The sequence below is a fragment of the Actinobaculum sp. oral taxon 183 str. F0552 genome (assembly GCF_000466165.1).
Lineage (GTDB): Bacteria > Actinomycetota > Actinomycetes > Actinomycetales > Actinomycetaceae > Peptidiphaga.
The window spans coordinates 39,472-58,133 of record NZ_KE951450.1 but is presented as its reverse complement, the minus strand read 5'-3'; the positions used below and the strand labels follow the sequence as shown (position 1 = coordinate 58,133).

The 18,662-nt window shown below is 71.0% G+C and carries 17 protein-coding genes; 10 read left to right on the top strand and 7 right to left on the bottom strand.

The genetic code is table 11. The annotated features are described in order from the left end of the window. Positions 1-60: 60 nt before the first annotated feature. Positions 61-600 carry an NADPH-dependent FMN reductase gene (locus tag HMPREF0043_RS07680; RefSeq protein ID WP_021602449.1) on the top strand — a complete coding sequence of 180 codons (540 nt, stop codon included), beginning with the start codon at positions 61-63 and terminating at the stop codon, positions 598-600. 105 nt (positions 601-705) lie between these two features. Here HMPREF0043_RS07680 and HMPREF0043_RS07675 read toward each other — a convergent pair whose 3' ends face one another. Further along, complete coding sequence (locus tag HMPREF0043_RS07675; protein WP_084432433.1) at positions 706-2,229, bottom strand: MFS transporter; 1,524 nt, start codon at positions 2,227-2,229, stop codon at positions 706-708. Between the two features lie 96 nt (positions 2,230-2,325). On the opposite strand from HMPREF0043_RS07675, the gene HMPREF0043_RS07670 reads away from it, so the two are divergent. Together HMPREF0043_RS07670 and thiL are read left to right on the top strand one after the other, a co-directional pair. After that, positions 2,326-3,060, top strand: a complete 735-nt coding sequence (locus HMPREF0043_RS07670; protein WP_021602447.1) for a MerR family transcriptional regulator — start codon at positions 2,326-2,328, stop codon at positions 3,058-3,060. A gap of 7 nt (positions 3,061-3,067) precedes the next feature. Continuing rightward, a complete protein-coding gene (thiL, locus tag HMPREF0043_RS07665; protein ID WP_021602446.1) occupies positions 3,068-4,027 on the top strand; it encodes a thiamine-phosphate kinase in 960 nt (319 codons plus the stop codon). Positions 4,028-4,187: 160 nt separating this feature from the next. On the opposite strand, the gene rpmB is transcribed toward thiL, so the two are convergent. Then, complete coding sequence (rpmB, locus tag HMPREF0043_RS07660; protein WP_040318132.1) at positions 4,188-4,379, bottom strand: 50S ribosomal protein L28; 192 nt, start codon at positions 4,377-4,379, stop codon at positions 4,188-4,190. Positions 4,380-4,593: 214 nt separating this feature from the next. Between rpmB and HMPREF0043_RS07655 the strand changes: the two genes are divergently transcribed. The 7 genes from HMPREF0043_RS07655 (at position 4,594) to HMPREF0043_RS07625 (ending at position 10,480) form a co-directional block, all read left to right on the top strand. Then, positions 4,594-6,726, top strand: coding sequence for an ATP-dependent DNA helicase RecG (locus HMPREF0043_RS07655; RefSeq protein ID WP_269528723.1), 2,133 nt, complete (start codon positions 4,594-4,596; stop codon positions 6,724-6,726). A 62-nt stretch (positions 6,727-6,788) separates the two neighbouring features. Beyond that, on the top strand, positions 6,789-7,346 hold the full coding sequence (locus HMPREF0043_RS07650) for an RsmD family RNA methyltransferase (RefSeq protein WP_040318131.1): 558 nt from the start codon (positions 6,789-6,791) through the stop codon (positions 7,344-7,346). After that, positions 7,343-7,855 carry a pantetheine-phosphate adenylyltransferase gene (coaD, locus tag HMPREF0043_RS07645; RefSeq protein ID WP_021602441.1) on the top strand — a complete coding sequence of 171 codons (513 nt, stop codon included), beginning with the start codon at positions 7,343-7,345 and terminating at the stop codon, positions 7,853-7,855. Before HMPREF0043_RS07650 ends, coaD begins: the two co-directional genes overlap by 4 nt. Continuing rightward, positions 7,855-8,457 (top strand): hypothetical protein, encoded by a 603-nt coding sequence (locus tag HMPREF0043_RS07640; protein ID WP_021602440.1) that lies wholly within the window; start codon positions 7,855-7,857, stop codon positions 8,455-8,457. The genes coaD and HMPREF0043_RS07640 overlap by 1 nt, the downstream gene beginning before the upstream one ends. Further along, positions 8,448-9,017, top strand: a complete 570-nt coding sequence (locus tag HMPREF0043_RS07635; protein ID WP_021602439.1) for a YceD family protein — start codon at positions 8,448-8,450, stop codon at positions 9,015-9,017. Before HMPREF0043_RS07640 ends, HMPREF0043_RS07635 begins: the two co-directional genes overlap by 10 nt. Continuing rightward, a complete protein-coding gene (gene rnc / locus HMPREF0043_RS07630) occupies positions 9,014-9,733 on the top strand; it encodes a ribonuclease III (protein ID WP_021602438.1) in 720 nt (239 codons plus the stop codon). The genes HMPREF0043_RS07635 and rnc overlap by 4 nt, the downstream gene beginning before the upstream one ends. Before the next feature lie 93 nt (positions 9,734-9,826). After that, positions 9,827-10,480 carry a response regulator gene (locus HMPREF0043_RS07625; RefSeq protein ID WP_021602437.1) on the top strand — a complete coding sequence of 218 codons (654 nt, stop codon included), beginning with the start codon at positions 9,827-9,829 and terminating at the stop codon, positions 10,478-10,480. A gap of 201 nt (positions 10,481-10,681) precedes the next feature. Here HMPREF0043_RS07625 and HMPREF0043_RS07620 read toward each other — a convergent pair whose 3' ends face one another. The 5 genes from HMPREF0043_RS07620 to HMPREF0043_RS07600 form a co-directional block, all read right to left on the bottom strand. After that, positions 10,682-12,319: a GAF domain-containing sensor histidine kinase gene (locus tag HMPREF0043_RS07620; protein ID WP_021602436.1), complete on the bottom strand. Its 1,638-nt coding sequence runs from the start codon at positions 12,317-12,319 to the stop codon at positions 10,682-10,684. Between the two features lie 16 nt (positions 12,320-12,335). After that, positions 12,336-14,189 (bottom strand): thiol reductant ABC exporter subunit CydC, encoded by a 1,854-nt coding sequence (gene cydC, locus HMPREF0043_RS07615; protein WP_021602435.1) that lies wholly within the window; start codon positions 14,187-14,189, stop codon positions 12,336-12,338. Continuing rightward, positions 14,186-15,838 (bottom strand): thiol reductant ABC exporter subunit CydD, encoded by a 1,653-nt coding sequence (gene cydD, locus HMPREF0043_RS07610; RefSeq protein ID WP_021602434.1) that lies wholly within the window; start codon positions 15,836-15,838, stop codon positions 14,186-14,188. The genes cydC and cydD overlap by 4 nt, the downstream gene beginning before the upstream one ends. A gap of 82 nt (positions 15,839-15,920) precedes the next feature. Continuing rightward, a complete protein-coding gene (gene cydB / locus HMPREF0043_RS07605; protein ID WP_021602433.1) occupies positions 15,921-17,045 on the bottom strand; it encodes a cytochrome d ubiquinol oxidase subunit II in 1,125 nt (374 codons plus the stop codon). Between the two features lie 11 nt (positions 17,046-17,056). After that, positions 17,057-18,520 carry a cytochrome ubiquinol oxidase subunit I gene (locus tag HMPREF0043_RS07600; protein ID WP_021602432.1) on the bottom strand — a complete coding sequence of 488 codons (1,464 nt, stop codon included), beginning with the start codon at positions 18,518-18,520 and terminating at the stop codon, positions 17,057-17,059. Positions 18,521-18,662 lie beyond the last annotated feature (142 nt).

The following is an 18,662-nucleotide window of genomic DNA, read 5'->3' as shown; positions in this document are numbered from 1 at the left end:
GCTCGGGTACCCGATACGTCGGCTGCCCGCCGTTCAGCACGTCCCACCGGAAAGGTCCCCATGAAGATCGCCTACATCGTCGGAAGCCTGGCCTCTCAGTCCCTCAACCGCGGGCTCGCGAAGGCCCTGGCCTCCCTGGCTCCCGAGGGCGTCGAGTTCGTCGAGCTCCCCATCGCCGATCTGCCCCTGTACAACCGTGACTACGACGGCCACTGGCCGGAGGTCGCGACCCGGTTCAAGCAGGGGATCCTCGACGCCGACGGCGTGCTCCTCATCACGCCCGAGCACAATCGGATGTATTCCGCCGCACTGGCCAACGCCCTCGAGTGGAGTTCCCGTCCGTGGGGGACGGCGGCGCTCGTCGGCAAGCCCGTCGCGATCGCGGGGGTCTCGCCGTCTCAGCTGGGAACCGCCCTGGCCCAGAGCCATCTGCGCGGCCCCCTCAACTTCTTCGGCGCCGACCTCATGGAGCAGCCCGAGCTCTACCTCAACGCGACGCAGGCGGGCGTCACCGCCGACGGCGACGTCGCCGAGGAATCCCGCGACTACCTGGCCGGCTTCGTCGAGGCGTTCGTCGAGCGCATCCGCACCGGCCAATGATCGGCCCACGACCGCGAACGCAGTGCGTCCCCCGGCGGCTGAAGGCCCCGGGGAACGCGGTGTTCGAAGCGTGCCCGGCAGCGGACTGCCGCCGGGGGACGTCGCTCAGGCGTTCGGCTCGGTCCGCTTCGGCATCGCGAGGACGCACAGGCCTGCCGCGGCCAGGATTCCGGCGCAGACCCACAGGCAGGGGGTCAGGCCGTCGACGAAGCCCTGGCCGGGCGCGTACCGGCCGAAGGCGGTGAAGACGGCTGTGCACAGAGCGATCCCCGTGGCCGTGCCGAGCTGGCGGACCGTCGAATTGATGCCCGAGGCTACGGCGCGGTCGGCCCGGGCGATCCCCGCGAGCGCCCCGGCGGCCAGAGGCGCCACGCTCAGGCCCATGCCGACGCCCGCAACGGCCATCGGCACGACGAACGTCGCGTAGTCCGTCGAATTAGGGACGACGAAGGCGAAGGAGACGAGCGCGAGCGTCTGCAGGCCCATGCCGGCGACGAGGACAGCGCGGGTGCCGAAGCGGCGCGAGAGGACGCCGGCGACGGGAGCCACGGCCATCGGCAGCATGGTCCACGGCGTGGCGCGCACCCCCGACTCCAGGGTCCCGTACCCCAGGCCGATCTGCAGATACTGGCTGATGAAGAAGACGGTTCCGAAGACCCCGGCGGAAAAGAGGGCCGTCGCCGCGTTGACCAGGGCGAACCGGCGATCGCGGAAGAGCCTGAGCGGCATGTACGGCTCGCGGGCGCCGCCCTCGTGCAGGAGGAAGAGGATCAGGGACGCCGCCGAGACGCCGAAGCACCCGATCGTCAGCCTGTCTCCCCACCCGCGTTGCGGCCCTTCGACGAGCGCCCAGGTGAAGGGGAAGACGAACCCGGCGCCGAGCAGGATCCCGGGCGCGTCCATGCTGCGGGGCCGGCGCGGCGATTCGCCGAGGAACCGCAGGCCCAATGCGACGCAGACGACTCCGATGGGGACGTTGATCCAGAAGATGAAGCTCCAGTCCAAGTCCTCGACGACGGCTCCGCCGATGATCGGCCCGGCCGCGACGCCGAGTCCGTTGACGCCTCCCCAGATCCCGATCGCCAGTTCGCGGAGCCGGGTGGGAACGGCGTCGGCCAGGTGCGTCAGGGAAAGCGTCGTGATCGCGGCCCCTCCCGCCCCCTGGACGACGCGGGCGGCGATCAGGGCGCCGGACGTGGAGGACAGCGCGGCCCCGGCCGAGGCCAGCGTGAAGAGCGCGACGCCCCAGAGGAAGACCCTCCGGCGTCGCAGGAGGTTGCCGAGGGCCGCCGCCGGGAGGATGAGCGTGGCGAGTACGAGGGTGTACGCGTTGACGAACCACTGGAGCTGGGTGACCGTGGCGTCGAGGTCCCCGCGGATGTCGGGCAGGGCGAAAGTCATGACGAGGCTGTCCAGGGCCGTCATGAGGGTGGGCAGCGCCGCCGCGACGATCGCCCAGGCCAGGCGGCCGCGTCGGCGCTCTGCGCGGTCGCGTGGACGGGACGGCGCGGTTTCGGCAGTCTCGGGCGCGGCCGGTTCTGCGGGTTCGGGCGCGGCGCTCGGATGGGAGGCGGCGAGGGTCGCCGGCCCGTCGGAGGGCGCCGCGAGGCGGTGTGCATTGGGGGGCATTCGTGTCACTCCTCGATTGGATAGTAATGCTATCTAAATAACTAGGATAGCGTGAGTATCCAGTGAGTCAACCGAGCCCTGAGTGAAAGGGGACACATGCGCATCTCAGAACTGGCGAAGGAGTCGGGCGCCTCCGTGGCGACGATCAAGTACTACCTGCGGGAGTCCCTGCTGCCGCCGGGCGAGGCTCTCAATGCGAGGGAGTCCTCCTACGGGCAGGAGCACCTCGAGCGCCTGCGCCTCATACGCGGGCTCGTCGGCACCCTGGGCGTCTCGATCGACCAGGTCCGCCGAATCCTGGCGATCATCGACGACTCCGAGGCGGGGCCCTGGAAGGCTATGGGGGAGGTGACGGCCGCGCTGCCCACGATGCGCGAGGGCGAGCGGCCGGAGACGGACCGCGCCTCGGCCGTACTCGGCGAGCTCGGATTCGACGTTCCGGCGGACCTTCCCGCCGTCCGGCAGCTGAACTCCGCCCTGGCCTTCGTCGAGGACAGCGGGATCCCCGTGGACGGCGAGCACTTGGCCGTCTACGCGTCGGCCGCCCGCGACGTCGCCCGCGCCGACGTCGCCCGCATTCCGCGGCGGGAGGACTCCCAAGCCGTCTCCTTCGCGGTGCTCGGCACCGTCCTCTTCGAGCCCGTGCTGCTGAGCATGCGCCGAATCGCCCACTACGAGCTCGGTCGGGCGCTCTCGCAGGCCGACGGACTTCCGGAGGGAGGCGAGGCGGCTGGCCGGCGCCCGGAGAGGGAGGCGGCCAGCCGCGGCGGCGACGGAACGGCTACCGGAGGGGGAGCCGGCGGACGTCCAGGCGGGGAGGCGATGGCATGATGGGCCCATGCGCATCGACGACTTGAGCGAGGACGAACTGCTGGCCCGGATCGTCCCGACGCTGCCCCGGGCCGCGCAGGCCGACGTCCCCTCGGGCGACGACTGCGCCGTGCTGCGCCTGACGGGGGAACGCGTCGCAGTCTCCACGGACATGCTCGTCGAAGGGACGCACTTCACCCGCGACTGGTCCACCGGCTACGACGTCGGCTGGCGCGCGGCCGTGCAGAGCCTGGCGGACTCCGTGTCCATGGGGGCGCGCCCGGTCTCCCTCGTCGTGGCGGTGGAACTGCCCGGGGACATGGAAGTGGAATGGCTCGAAGAGTTCGCCCGGGGGACGGCGGCCGCCGCTCGCCGCGCGGGCGCCGGCGTCGACGGAGGCGATCTGACCGGCGGACCCGCCGTATGCGTCGCAGTGACGGTTCTCGGCGACCCTGAGGGCAGGCGGGCACGCCGCCGCAGCGACGCCCGAGTCGGCGAGGACGTCGTCCACTGCGGCCCGCTCGGCTTCTCCTCGGCCGGATACGAGCTGCTCGCCTCCGGCCGCCGGGACGGTTCTCCCGGCGGCGCCGACCTCGTCGACACCTTCCTGCGCCCGGACCCTCCCCTCGAAGCGGCGATGGCGGCCTGCCGCGAGGGGGCGGTCGGCGCCCTCATGGACGTCTCCGACGGCCTCGTCCGCGACGCCCGGCGCATGGCCCGCGCCTCGGGGGTGTGGATCGACCTCGACTCAGCGGCGCTGGAGCCCTGCGTGCGGGAGTTGACGGCTCGCGGTCTGCCCCGCGACGCCGCGATCCGGCACGTCCTGGCCGGGGGAGAGGACCACGGCTTCCTGGGGACGGCCCGCGGGGGCGTCCCCGCGGGCTTCCGCCGGATCGGAGCCGTCCGGCGGGCCGTCGAAGGGGGACGGGTCACGGTGGACGGCTCCGACGTCGCCGGCGCCGGGGGCTGGGACCATTTCGCGAGGTGACCGGGCCGCCGCTTCGGGCCGTTTCCTAGGCGGCCGCCGCTCTCCGGAGGGCCGAGCTCGGAGCCGCCGCCCGCCCGGCGCGCCCCGCGGATCCGGCGGGACCGGAGCGCGGGCATGAGAAAAGGGGCCCCGAGGCCCCTCGAGATCGAATCCCCGTCCCTCAGACGGCGCGCTCGACCTTCCCCGCCTTGAGGCAGGACGTGCAGACGTTCAGACGCTTCGGCGTCCCCCGGACCACGGCGCGGACCCGCTGGATGTTGGGATTCCACCGGCGGCTGGTGCGCACGTGCGAGTGCGAGACGCTCTTGCCGAAACTCGGGTGCTTGCCGCAGACGTCGCAGACAGAAGCCATGATATTCTCCTCGATTCGCTGACGGGACGCCAGCGGCGTCACATGAGAGCCGACCATCCCGTCGGCAACCACACGATTATAGCGAGGACGAGCCACGACCTCCAATCCGGCGGTCGGGTGGCGTTCGGCACTGCGGGAGTAGGCTTGATCCGACCGGGAGCGTCGGAATCGTCGGCGGGGGCCCGGAAGGACCGCGGAGAGGGAGGACGAGCGCGTGGAAGGAGGGCGAGCGGAAGGCCGCGCCGTCGCATCCGACGGCTGGACGGCCCTGAGCCGTCCGCTCGAACGCGCTCTGGGCGCGCGGACGGCTAACGCGATGGCGAAAATCGGCCTCCATACGGTAGGCGACCTCCTGCTCCACGTCCCGTTCCGGCTCGCCCACCGCGGCGAGCTCATGCCCATCTCCCAGGTGTGCGAAGGGGAGTCCGTCACGGTGATCGCCCGGGTGACGGACTCGACCCTGCGCCCCATGAACGCCCGCCGCGGGTACATCCTGACCGTGCGCATCGCCGACGGCCTCCACGACCTCAGCCTCACCTTCTTCGCCAAGGGCCCGCGCCCCCTCGAATACCACGAGCGCAAGCTCGCCCCCGGCACGGTCGCCAGCTTCTCGGGGACGATCTCCTCCTACCGCGGCAGCCTGCAGCTGACCCATCCGGACTACGAGCTCGTCGAGGACGAACAGGACGTGGCCAAGCTCCAGCGGCTCATCCCCATCTACTCCGCGACCGAAAGGCTGCCCTCGTGGCACATCCGGCGAGCCGTCGAGACCGTCCTGCCGTCCCTGAGCGAGGACGACCTCCCCGACCCGCTGCCCGCGGCCTACAGGCGGGAGCGCGGCCTTCCCTCCCGGTACGAGGCGATCCGCACACTCCACGCCCCCGACGACGACGAGGCGTGGAAGCTCGCCCGCACGCGCATGGCCCACGAGGAGGCCTTCGTCCTGCAGGCCGCGCTCGCCGAGCGCTCCCGCGAGGCGCGGACCCGCCTCGGCACCGCCTACCCTCCCAGGGCGGGAGGGCTCGCCGAACGGTTCGAGGAATGCCTCCCCTACCGCCTGACGGCCGGGCAGAGAGCCGTCGGCGAGGAGATCTCGGCCGACCTGGCCGGAACGGCGCCCATGCAGCGCCTCCTGCAGGGGGACGTCGGCAGCGGCAAGACGGTGGTCGCCCTGCGCGCCATGCTCCAGGTCCTCGACGGCGGCGGACAGGCCGCCCTCCTGGCCCCCACCGGGGTCCTCGCCTACCAGCACGTCCGCACGATCGAGGCGCTGCTGGGCCCCCTCGCCCCGGTCGAGCTGCTCACCGGGTCGCTCACGGCGGCCCAGCGCCGCGCCAGCCTGGCGCGCATCGCCTCGGGGCAGGCGGGGCTCGTCGTCGGCACCCACGCGCTGCTGTCCGAGGACGTGCGGATCCCCTTCCTCGGCCTCGTCGTCATCGACGAGCAGCACCGCTTCGGCGTCGACCAGCGCGGCGCCATCGCCTCGGGGATCCACACGCTCGTCATGACCGCCACGCCGATTCCCCGCACCATCGCCATGAGCGTCTTCGGAGACCTCGACGTCTCCACCCTGACGGAGCGCCCCGCCAACCGGGCGGAGGTGTCCACGACCGTGGTCCCCTCCGACAGAGGCCGGTGGATGGAGCGCGTGTGGGAGCGCGTGGCCGAAGAGGCGCGCGGCGGAGGACGCGCCTACGTCGTCTGCCCGAAGATCGACGACGAGGCCGCCGGCGCCCCCCTGGCCTCGGTGTCCGAGACGGCCGCCATGCTCCGCGACCTGCCCGCCACCTCAGGGATCGGCCTGGAGGTCATGCACGGGCGGCTGCCGGCGGAGGAGAAGGCGGCCGCCATGGCCCGCTTCGCCGACGGCCACGCCCCGATCCTCGTCTCGACCACGGTCGTGGAGGTCGGAGTCGACGTGCCCGAGGCCAGCGCCATGGTGATCCTCGACGCCGACCGCTTCGGCCTGTCCCAGCTCCACCAGCTCCGCGGGCGGATAGGGAGGGGAAGCCGCCCGGGAGTGTGCCTGGCCGTCACGTCCTGCCGGGAGGGGACCCCGGCCATGCGCCGGCTGGCGGCCTTCGCGGCCACGACCGACGGTTTCGCCCTCGCCGAGCGCGACCTCGAACTGCGCAGCGAGGGCGACGTCCTGGGGGCCAGCCAGGCGGGCCGGGGATCCCATTTGCGCTTCCTGTCCGTGCTGCGCCATCGCGACGTCATCGACGAGGCGAGGCGGGCCGCGCGAGCCGTCGTCGAGGAGGACCCGGGCCTGGCCGGGCACGCGGTCCTCGCCCGGGCGATCGGCGGCCTCGACGCCGAACGGGCCGACTATCTGGAGAGGGGCTGAGGATCGATGCGCATCCGCGGGGGGAGCGGGGGACCGGAGGGGAACGGGAGGCCGGAGGCGCCGTGACCAGGATCGTCGCGGGAACGGCCGGAGGCCGCCGCCTGAAGGTCCCGCCGTCGAAGACCCGGCCCACCTCCGGGAGAGTGCGGGAGGCTCTCTTCTCCAGTCTGGAGCACCGCGGACGCGTTGAGGGCCGCCGGGTGCTCGACCTGTACGCCGGATCCGGCGCGCTCGGCCTGGAAGCCGCATCGCGCGGGGCAGCCTACGTCGAATGCGTCGAGGCCGTCCGCTCCTCGGCCCAGACCATCCGCCTCAACGCGAGGCTCCTCGGCCTGGACGTGACCGTCTCCCCGATGAGGGTCCGAGCCCGGCTCGGACGGGCTTCCCGCCGCCCCTTCGACCTCGCCATCCTCGACCCTCCCTACGACATGTCCGAGACCGAGCTCGCCGACGCCCTCTGCCTCCTCGGCGCCCACCTGGCCGCGGACGGGCTCGTCGTGGTCGAGCGGTCCGCGCGCTCCCCCGAGCCCTCCTGGCCTTCGGACATGGCGCCGACCGGCCAACGCGCCCTCGGGGATACACGGCTGTGGACGGCGACGCCGGTTAGGCTTGAGACATGACAACCGCCGTGTATCCGGGCTCCTTCGACCCCATCACCCTCGGGCACCTCGACGTGGCCAGAAGGGCGCGCGGTCTCTTCGACGAGGTGATCCTCGCCGTGGGGGCGAACTCCTCGAAGAGCTATCTCTTCGATTCCCGCCAGCGGCTCGACTTGGCGCGCCTGGCGCTTCAGGAGGCGGGCGTCGGGGGGCTGCGCGCCGAGCCGATGGACGGACTGCTCGTCGATTTCTGCGCCGAACACGGCGCCGCGGCGATCGTCAAGGGTCTGCGCGGAGGCGCCGACTTCGACGTCGAACAGCCCATGGCCCTCATGAACAGGCATCTGAGCGGCGTCGAGACGGTCTTCCTCCTGGCGGACCCGGCGCTCGCGCACGTGGCCTCCTCGCTCGTCAAAGACGTCGCGCGACACGCAGGGCGCATCGACGACCTCGTGCCCGCCCACGTGGCCGCGGCCCTCGCCTCCCGCGCCGCGCCCGCCTCCACACCCGCACCCACCAAGGAGATCTGATGTCCTCGCCAGACGAGTCCATCCTCGACATCCTCGACGAACTCATCGACATCGTCACGAACGCGCGCTCGGTGCCCATGTCCGCATCGGCGATGGTCAACCGCGCGCACGTCCTCGACCTCCTGCAGACCGCGCGCGCCTCCGTCCCGGGCCAGATCGTCGAAGCCGACGGCCTCCTGGCCAACGCCGACTCGGTGACGACGGGCGCCCACAACGACGCCGACCGCATCCGCGAGCGGGCCGACCGGGACGCGCAGGACATCCTGGCCGAAGCCCGGGAGCAGGCGTCCAGGCTCGTCTCGGAGGACGCCGTGACGGTGTCCGCCAAGGCCCAGGCGCAGAAGATCGTGGACGAGGCCAAGACCCACTCCGACCGGCTCATCTACGGGGCCAACGACTACTCCGACAACACCCTGCGCGAGCTCCAGGAGCAGGTCGCCGACTTGGGCAATTCCTTGGACGAGCTCGCCTCGGGCGTCCAGAACCACATCGACGTCCTCCTCGGTCAGATCCAGGCGGGCCGCAACGTCATCGCCACCCGCCGGGGCGACATCGACCCGGAGGACGGCGCCGTGGAGGTCGAGGAGGATTCGTGGACCTGAGGAGCCCCTTCGCGGCGTCCCTGGCCAGCCTCCCGCACCAGGAGGGCGCCCGCATCCCCTGGAGCAGGCGGATCCCGGCCCCGGCGGACATGGGACTGGAGATGATCGGCGTGCCCGAGGGAGGCGACCTCGACATCGATCTCGAACTCAACTCCGTATCCGAAGGCGTCTACGTCTCGGGCTCCGTCCGGGCTCCGATCGCAGGCAACTGCGCGCGATGCCTGCGCGAGATAGCGGGAAGCGTCGACGAGCCGATCGGAGAACTCGTCCTGTACCCGCAGCGGCAGGCCGCCCTCGTCGAGGAGGGGGACGAGGAGGCCGGGCAGATGCCCGTCGTCGACTCCGACCACATCGACCTCGAACCGATCGTCCGCGACGCCGTCGTCCTCTCTCTCCCCTTCGTCCCCCTGTGCAAGGGGGACTGCCGGGGCATATGCCCCGGCTGCGGGCAGCTGTGGGAGGACCTTCCGGAAGGCCACGCGCACGAGGCCCCCGCCGACCGCGGCGACCCTCTGGCCGCTCTGGAAGCCCGCCTCAGGGCCGAAGAGGAGGGCGAGTGAGCTACCACGAGCTGGTCGAGCGATGGGGGATCGACATCTCCCGGCCCATGCTGCGCCTGGCTCTGACGCACCGCAGCTTCGCCTACGAGCATGACGAGCCGCACAACGAACGCCTCGAATTCCTCGGGGACTCGATACTCGGGCTGGTCACCGCCGAACTGCTCTACCGGAACTTCCCCGACTCCCGCGAGGGCGACATGTCCCGCATGAAGACCTTCGCCGTCTCCGAGAAGGCCCTCGCCTCCATCGCGCGCGAACTCGGCCTAGGCGAATTCCTGCGTCTGGGCAGGGGAGAGGACCTCAGCGGGGGGAGGGACAAGGACTCGATCCTCTCCGACACCGTCGAAGCGCTCATCGCCGCGACCTACCTCCAGCACGGCATGGAGCCCACGCGCCGCATCGTCGAGCGGCTCGTCGCGGGCAAGATCGAGGACGCCTCCGTGCTGGGCCCCAACCTCGACTGGCAGACGAGCTTCGAGGAGATCGCCCACGCCCGGGGCATGGAGGGCTCGCTCCACTTCGAGGTGTCGAGCACGGGCCCCGACCACATGCGGGTCTTCACCGCCGTGGCCTCGATGGGCGGCAGAGTGTGGGGCCGCGGCACCGGCACCTCCAAGAAGACGTCGCGGCAGGCGGCGGCCGAAGCCGCCTACCGGGTCATCAGCGCCGAACCGGACGAGCGGGGCGAGGCCGTCCGGGACGCGCCGCTTCCTTAGCCGCCTCGAACGGGCATTGCGACGGCCGAAGGTCACATATTCCCCGCGCTCGGGTTACACTATCGGAAGAACGCCTATTCCGTGGGAGGTCCGATGGTGAACGCAGGCGACGACGTTCGCGTCATGATCATCGACGATCACGAGGTCGTGCGCCGAGGGATAGCGGAAGTCGTCGAAAGGGCCGACGGCCTCGGGGTCGTCGCCGAAGCCGGCAGCGTCCAGGAAGCGATCCGCCGCGGCGAGCTCGTGCGCCCCGACGTCGCCCTGGTCGACCTGCGCCTGCCCGACGGCACCGGGATCGACATCATCTCTCGCATGCGCGAGGCCTCGCCGGAGACGAAGTGCATCGTGCTCACGTCCTTCGACGACGACGACGCCCTCGCCGAAGCCCAGGAGGCCGGCGCGCGGGCCTACCTCCTGAAGTCCGTCCGCGGAGCCGAAATCACCGAGAACATCAAGGCCGTCGCCAGCGGCCGGATCCTCCTCGACGAGCGCACGGTCAGCCGCAGGCGGGCCGACCACTCCGACCCGACCGCGGACCTCACGCCGTCCGAGCGCCGCGTGCTCGACCTCATCGGCGACGGCCTGTCCAACCGGGAGATCGGGGAGCGTCTGGGCGTGGCGGAGAAGACGGTCAAGAACCACATCACCTCGCTCCTGTCGAAGATGGGCCTGCAGCGCAGAACCCAAGTGGCCGCCTGGGTGGCGGGCCAGCGCGCTGCAGGCTGGCGCAACGGAATGAACTGAGGCTCGCTCCTTCTCCGTCCGCGGAGCCCGAGGCCGGGCGCTGCCGGCTCGGCCGGACGGCCCGGGTTGCGGGAGCCTGAGCGCCGACGAGCGCGCATCACGTGTCCGGCCCCGGACCGCGGGAGCCTGAAACCGGCCGGAGCCCGAGGCAGAGCGCTGCCGGCCCGAGGCCGAACGAAGCCGACCCGAAGCCGGACGCCGCTATTCGACGATGGCCATCCACTCGATCTTCGTGCCGGCCGCGTCGTCCCCGGGCCGGATGGTGAAGGTGCCGTGGTGCCTGCGAGCCCTGGCCGCCAAGTTGGACAGGCCGGATCGGCGCGAGAGCTCGCGGCTGATCCCCCGTCCGTCGTCGGTCACCCGGACGTGCACCCGGTGGTTCTCGATCGTCACCGCCACGCCGACGCGCGAGGCGTGCGCGTGTTTGGCGGCGTTCGCCAGGCATTCGCGCACCACGGCCACGACGTCGTCGGCCACGTCGGCGCCGAGCTCGTCGTCGATCTCCGTGTGCGGGCCCGGGCCGACCTCCTCCCCGAGGTTCCTGATGACCATCCGCGGCGCGAATCCGAGCAGGCGCGAGACGTAGTCCACTTCGCGGCGCAGTCGCATCACCAGAGGCACCGTGGCCTGGGGGTCCCTCAGCGAGTGGATGATCTGGCGGATCTGCCCGACGGACTCGTCGATGGACGTGATGGCGCTGTCCAGGCTGGCCAGGGCCGAGGGGGAAGCCGTCCCGGAGGCGTCTAGGTCCTCTCGCAGCGCGGACAGTTCCAGCCCGGAGGCGAAGAGCTGCTGGATCGCGAAGTCGTGGAGGTCGCGGGAGATCTGCGACCGGTCCTCCAGCTGCGCCGCCTGGGCCTTCGCGTGCCTGGCGGAGGCCAGCTCCAGGGCGAGGGTCGCCTGCTTGGCGACGCTCTCGGCCATGGCCAGGTCGGACAGGTCGAACTCCTGCTTGTCGATGTCGCGCAGCAGGACGATGACCCCCGTCGTCGCCCCCTTGTCCACGAGCGGAGCGTAGAGGGCGGCGCCGTAGTGGGCGAGCGTGGGGACCAGGAGGTTCGGCTCGCGCGCCATGGCGTCGACGATCAGGCCCTCGTGCTCCCGGATCACCTTCTGGGCGCGGCCCGCTGCGGGGAATTCGATGCCGATGACCTCGGAGGCCGCCTCGCCGTCGGCGATCTCGCAGGTCCACGCCCCGCCGACCCCCTGGAGGATGATCAGCGCAAGATCCGACTTGGCCACACGGCGCATCTCGTGGGCGATGAGCTGGAGGGCTTCCTCCTCGTCGGTGCCCTCCAGGAGGGCGGTGGTGATGGCGCGCGAGGCTGCGATCCACTGCGACCGGACCACCGATTCCGCGAAGAGGCGCGAGTTCTCCACGGCGATGCCCGCCGCCCGCGCCAGCGCCATGACGGCCTGGCCGTCGGCTTCGCAGAAGCCTCCGGGTTTGCCGGCCAGGCAGAGGCGCCCGTAGAGCCGTCCCTGGACCGTCAGGGGCACGCCGAGGAGGTCGTCCGCGCCGGGGCCGCCGTCAGGCCGGGGGGATCCGCCGGCCTGGCCGTCCGCCTCCCGGAAGAGGATGTAGGAGTCTTCGGGGATCTTCTCGAGGATCCCCATGTCCGCCGGCGCGCGGGAGAAGCCGTCCGAGCCGCCTTCGGACCCCGAGTCGACGAGCTGGCCCGCGTTCCCCCTGGCGTCGAGGATCGACAGGGCGCCGTACGCCGCCCCGGTGAGCTTGATCGCCGACTCCACGAAGCTCTGGAGTGCGGAATGCTGGTCCAGCCTCGCAGTCAGGTCGAGCGACCGGTCGAGCAGGTCGTGGGGGTCGGGACCGTTCATTCGCAGCTCCTGTCACTCACAGCTCCTGTCGAAGCGACCAGCGGTAGTCGGGGATGAGGTTCGCCAGCTCTTCGTGCTTCCCGGCGGCGGCCACGCGGACCCGGCCGTCCTCCTCGGACAGAAGGATAACCCGGTCGGCCTGCCAGAGTGGAGTCAGGCGATGAGTGACCAGCACGACTGTGCGCTCTCGTTCGCGAGGGGCCTTCCCCGCTGCGAGAAGGTCGGCCACGAGCGCGTCGGCGGTATCCGAGTCGAGGTGTTCGGCGGGTTCGTCGAGCAGCAGGTAGTCCGCGGGCGAGGCGAGGGCGCGGGCGAACAGCAGGCGCCTTCTCTCTCCGCCCGACATCGTCGTCGCGTCCGCGCCCAGGAGGGTGTGGACTCCTTCGGGAAGGTCGCCGAGCCATCCTCCCAGCCCCGCCCGGTCGAGCAGCTCGACCGCCTCCTCCTCCGTGACGTCCGGGCGGGCGACGCGGAGGTTCTCCAGGACGGTCGTGGCGAAGACGTGGGCGTCCTCGGCCGTCAGGACGAGAGTCGAGGAGACCTCCTCGCGCGGGATGTCGCAGACTTCGCGGCCGTCCAGGCGCACGTGTCCTGACCGCGGGCGGATGAGCCCCGCGAGCGTGTACAGGAGCGTCGTCTTCCCGATGCCGGACGGGCCCACGACGGCCAGGGTCCCGCCCCGGGGGACGTCGATGTCGAAGGGACCCGCGACGACGGGCCCGTCCGGCCAGCCGACGGTCAGGCTCCTGGCGTGCAGCCCCGGCGCCGCGCTGTGTCCGCGCCGTCGGGAATCCGGTCTCCCATCCGCCGGCGGCGTCCTTCCCTGTCCGCGCCTCTCGGGATCCGGGGTTTCGGCGGCTCGGGAGGCCGACTCCCCGATCGGCTCCCCGGACGCGGTATCCAGGAGGGCGAGGATGCGCTCGCCCGCGGCCGCCGAGCGGACGAGCTGGACGGCTGCCTGGCCGAGCGGCTGAGTGGCCTCGAAGGCCGCCAGCGGCGTGAGCGCGATGATCGCCAGTTCGACGGGCGCGAGGCTGCCCGCCGCCAGCTCCGCCGAGCCGATGAGGATCGCCGCCACGGTGGCCGCCCCCAGCGCGAGGGCGTCGACGGCTCCGGCGTAAGCGGTCGGGCGGGCCGCGGCGTCCCGGTTGGCGAAGATGCGGCGTTCCGTGCGCCGGGCGCTCTCCTCCATCGCAGACAGGCGGCCGGAGACGCGCAGCTCAGAGGCGGATTCGAGCATCGTCAGGGAAAGCGCCGCCAACTCGGCCCGATCCTCGACTTGGCTGCGCTCGGCCAGGCGCGCGCCCCGCATGGCCGGGAGCGGGCCGAGAAGGCAGGAGGCGAGCAGGCAGGCGGCCAGCGCGGCGGCGGAGAGGGGGGAGAAGCAGGCGACGATCCCCACGGAGACCAGGCTCGATGCGACCGCGACGGCGATCGGCTCCAGGGCTCGCACCACCAGGTCTCCGACGGCCGTCACGTCGCGCCCGGTCCGGGCGAGGATGTCCCCGCGCCGGATCGACGCCACCGCGCCGATCGGCGCGTCCGCGAGCCTGGCATAGGCCTCGTAGCGGAGATTCGACATCCCGTACAGGGCGACTCGGTGGCCCGCGACCTGCCGGAAGTAGCGGAACACGGGCTTGCTCGCCCCGAAGGCGCGCACACTCGTCGTCGCCAGCGCGAGCGTGGCCACGAGAGGCAGCTGGGAGGCGCGGGCGATGAGCCAGGCCGAGACGGCCGCGAGCCCCACCGTGCAGAAGAGCGTCAAGGTCCCCGCCGCAACGGATCGGAGGAACCCCGCGCGGTCGATGGACAGGAGGGTCAGCGTGCGGCGGACGGCCGAACGCTCCTCCCGCGTGAGGAACGCGCTCACGAGGCGGCCCCGCCCGCTGCGGCCCCGACCTCGACGACGGCGTCCGCCTCGCCGATGAGCGCGTTGCGGTGCGCGACGACGACGACCGTGTGGCCCGTGTCGGCCAGTTCCCGGACGGCCGCGGAGACGTGGCGTTCGCTGATCGCGTCGAGGTGGGCGGACGGCTCGTCGAGGAGGACGAGCGGCCGTGCCGCCACGAGCGCCCGCGTCAGGGCCAGGCGCTGCCTCTGGCCGACGGACAGGCCGACGCCCGCGTGCCCCAGGCGGGAGTCCCATCCGTTCGGCATGCGGGCGACCACCTCGTCGAACCCCGTCAGCGCGGCGGCGCGCCGAAGCTCCGGTCCCGGCGGGAATCCGACGTTCTCGAGGACCGTCCCGGGCACGATGGCCGGACGCTGCGGGACCCAGGAAATCTGCCGCCACAGGGCCTCCCGGTCGATCGCGTCCATCGGAACGCCTCCCACCGTCACGCGCCCGCCGGTCGGCTCGAGCAGACCGAGGAGCGTTGAGACGGCCGTCGACTTCCCCGACCCCGAGGGCCCCCGCAGGACGGTCACCTTGCCGGGCTCGATCCGCGCGGACAGATGCGAGGGGGCGACGGTCGCGCGGCCGGGGGCCTGCACGCAGACGTCACGGAATTCGATCACGGCGCTCGACAGGTCGGGCGCCTCCGCTCCGTCTGCGGACGTCCGCGCCGCGCCGTCGAGGATCTCGAAGGTCGCCCGTGCGGCCGAGACCCCGTCCGAGGAGGCGTGGAACTGCGAGCCGACCTCGCGCAGCGGCCGGAGGGCTTCGGGGGTGAGCATGATGATCGTCAGCCCCGTGAAGAGGGAGACGTCGCCGTTGGCCAGGCGCAGGCCCACCTCCACGGCGACCAGCGCCGTGGACAGCGTCGCGAGGAATTCCAGGACCGCCCCGGAGAGGAAGGCGACGTACAGCGTGTTCATCGTCTTCGCCGCGTAGTCGTCGCCCAGCTCGCGCACGCGGCGCTTGGGGGATGCCTCGCGGCCCAGGGCCTTGAGCGTGGTCAGTCCGGCGAGCAGGTCGAGGAGTTGATCGCCCAGGCGCTGCATCGCCGCTAGCCTCCCTTCGGCGTAGCTCTGGGTCATCCTTCCGACGAGGACCATGAACACCGGGATGAGGGGGATGCACACGAGGATCGCGATCGCGCTGATCCAGTCGAGCCAGAGGATGACGAGGAGCGTCAGGGGAGTGGCCAGGCAGGCCAGGACGAACTGGGGGAGGAAACGCACGAAGTACGGCTCGAGGTCGTCGAGCGCCTCGGTGACGAGTGTGACGGTCGAGCTCGTGCGGCCCTCGGAGAGCCACCGCTGCCCGCGATCCCCCGCCGTGCGGAGCACCTGCGTGCGCAGGTCGGATATCGTGCGCAGGGCAGCCCGGTGCCCGTAGGCCTCCTGAAGGTAGACGACGCCAGCGCGCGCCGCGAAGGCGACGGCGGCCGCGGCGAGGGCCGGGAAGGCCCCGGCCAGGTCGGCCTCGCCGTCCACGAGGGGCGAGACGGCTCCCGATACGCCCATGCACTGGACGACCGTCAGCACGGTCAGCGTCAGGCCCGTCGCGACGAGGAACATCGTGTATCCGCGGGCGGAGCGGGCGTACGCCAGCAGGCGCGGGTCCAGGGGCTTCACGTCGTCCTCCCTCGTCTTCCGATGGCTTGGCGTCGGGGGCGCCGTAGCCGGGGCGGTCGCCCGTCCGCCCCGCCTCCGCCCGTCAGCGGGCGTCGAATTCGCGGATCCTCTTCGGGTCCAGCCCGACGGGCGCGTCGGGGATCTGGTCCACGGCCAGGCGTCTGGCGAAGACCCTGTACGACCACACCGTGTAGGCGAGGACTATCGGCACGAACACGACCGCGGCGATCGTCATGATCGTCTGGGTCGGCGCGGTGGCGGCCGCTTGGGAGAGGGTGAGGGAGTACCGTCCGTCGATCGAGGACTTCATGGCGTCGGGGAAGATGGCGAACCAGATGAAGACGACCGCCATGGCGATGCCCGCGAAGTGGGCGATGAAGGCCTTGACCTCGTCGCCTTTGGCGATGAGCAGCGCCGTCGCCGCCAAGCACAGGGCGCACAGGGCCAGGGGCAGCGCCGACAGGGCGTTGCCGGAGTAGGCGAGCTGCGCCCACAGTCCCCAGGCGCCGGTGACGGCCGCCGCGACGACGGCCGATTTGGCGGCGAAGGCCTTCGCCCGGTCGCGCAGGTCGCCCGTCGTCTTGATCGCCAGGTACAGGGCGCCGTGCGAGAGGAACAGCGTGAGGGTCACCAGCCCGCCGAGGAGCGTGAACGGGGTCAGCAGGGAGAGGAATCCGCCGGTCAGGTAGTGGTGGTTCTCGGCCAGGGATCCGGCCGCGGCCGCCGGGTCGACGGCCGTGAACGCGCCCTTGTCGTACCTGCCGACTTCGATCGACATCCCCTGGACCAGGTTGGCGAACGCGACGCCCCACAGGACGGACACGATCCAGGACGACGCGGTGTGGGCGACGTCCCATCCCCTGCGCCAGGCCTCCGTGTTGATCTGCTTGCGCCACTCGATGGCGCAGATGCGCACGATCAGGCACACGAGGACGAGGACGAGCGCCAGGTACATGCCGGAGAACATAGTGGCGTACCATTCGGGGAAGGCGGCGAAGGTGGCGCCTCCCGCCGTCAGGACCCACACTTCGTTCCCGTCCCAGTGGGGGCCGATGGTGTTCAGCGCCAGACGGCGCTCCTTCTCGGACTTCGGCAGGATCTTGAGCAGCATTCCCACTCCGAATCCGAAGCCCTCCAAGGCCAGGTAGCCGATCCAGAGCACCGCGATGAGGATGAACCAGAGAAGCTGGATGGGTGTCAGGTCCACAGCGGTTCCTTTCAGTATACGAAGCTCATGGGAGCCTCGGCGGTCTCGTCGGCCGCCGGCGCCTTCTTCGGATTGATGCCTTCGAGCGCGTACCGCTTGAGCAGCGCCAGCCAGATGACTCCCAGGCCGGTGTACAGAAGCGTGAAGACGACCATCGACCCCAGAACCGTGGCCCCGGACACGGAGTTGGACAGGCCCTGGTTCGTCAGGAGCATGATCCCCCTCTCGCCCGGATTGATGATCCACGGCTGGCGCCCCATCTCCGTGAGGATCCATCCGAAGGTGTTGCCGATGAAGGGAAGGGGGATGGCGAGCATCCAGAGCTTTCCCTTGAACTCGGAGGCGTTGACCCTGCCGCCTCTCAGCGCGTACAGGCCCAGGATCGACATCGCCAGGCCGAGGAGGCCGACGCCCATCATGACGCGGAAGGACCAGAAGGCGACGGTGAGATTCGGTCGGTAGTCCTGGTCGGATCCGTAGACGCCGGCGTACTTCTCCCGGAGTTCGGCGTTGACGTCGTCGAGGCCTTTCAGGAAGGACTTCGAGCCGGAGAAGTGGTTGGTGGCCATGAAGGACTCGAGCCCGGGAATGGGGGCGGTCAGCTGCGGGCCTTTGCAGTCGGAGGTCCACATGGCGATGACGAGCTTGTGGCTCTCCCCCGATTCGCACACGCCCATCATGGCGGCGGCCTTGGCCGGCTGGATGTCGACCAGATGCTGCCCCATGAAGTGGCCGGAGAATACGGTGCCCAGGGAGGCCGCCAGCATGGTGACCAGGCCGATCTTCGCCGCGGGCCTCCAGTAGGCGCGGGCTTCCTCTTCGTCGCCGGTCAGGCGCTTCGAACGGGCCATCCACCAGAAGCTCAGGCCCGCCACGAGCCCGCCCGCCACGAGGAAGGCCGCGCTCATCGTGTGGGCGAAGGTGTAGAGCGAGGTTTCGTTGAACAGCACTTTGAGGAATCCGCCCATGCCGTCCAGCTCCAGGCGGCCGGTCCGCTTGTTGAGGACCGCGCCCGTGGGGTTCTGCATGAACGAGTTCGCCGTGAGGATGAAGAATCCCGAGAGCATCGTGCCGATCGCCAGAAGCCAGATGCACATGTTGTGCAGCCTGGGGGAGAGCCGGTTCTTCCCGAAGATCCACAGGCCCAGGAAGGTCGATTCGAGGAAGAACGCGAGCAGCGCCTCGAAAGCGAGCGGAGCGCCGAAGATGTCCCCGACGAAGCGCGAGTACTCGGACCAATTCATGCCGAACTGGAACTCCTGGACGATGCCCGTCGCCACGCCGAGCGCGAAGTTGATGAGGAGGATCTTCCCGAAGAAATCGGTGACTTTCTCCCATCGGGGGTTCTGGGTCCTGCGGCCCATCGTCTGCATGACGGCGACGAGAGTGGCGAGGCCGATCGTGAGCGGCACCTGGAAGAAGTGGTAAACGGTTGTGATACCGAACTGCCAGCGTGCGAGGTCAAAAGCTTCCACCGTGAAACCTTTCGTGAGGCCTGGGCCGGATTCTTTTCTTGAGCGATCCCAGTCTACGCCATCCCCGCGACAACTCTGACACTCTGTCAGGAATTCGGAGTCCCGTGCGATCCGATCGGGTCGCGCCACGGCGGCCGGAGCG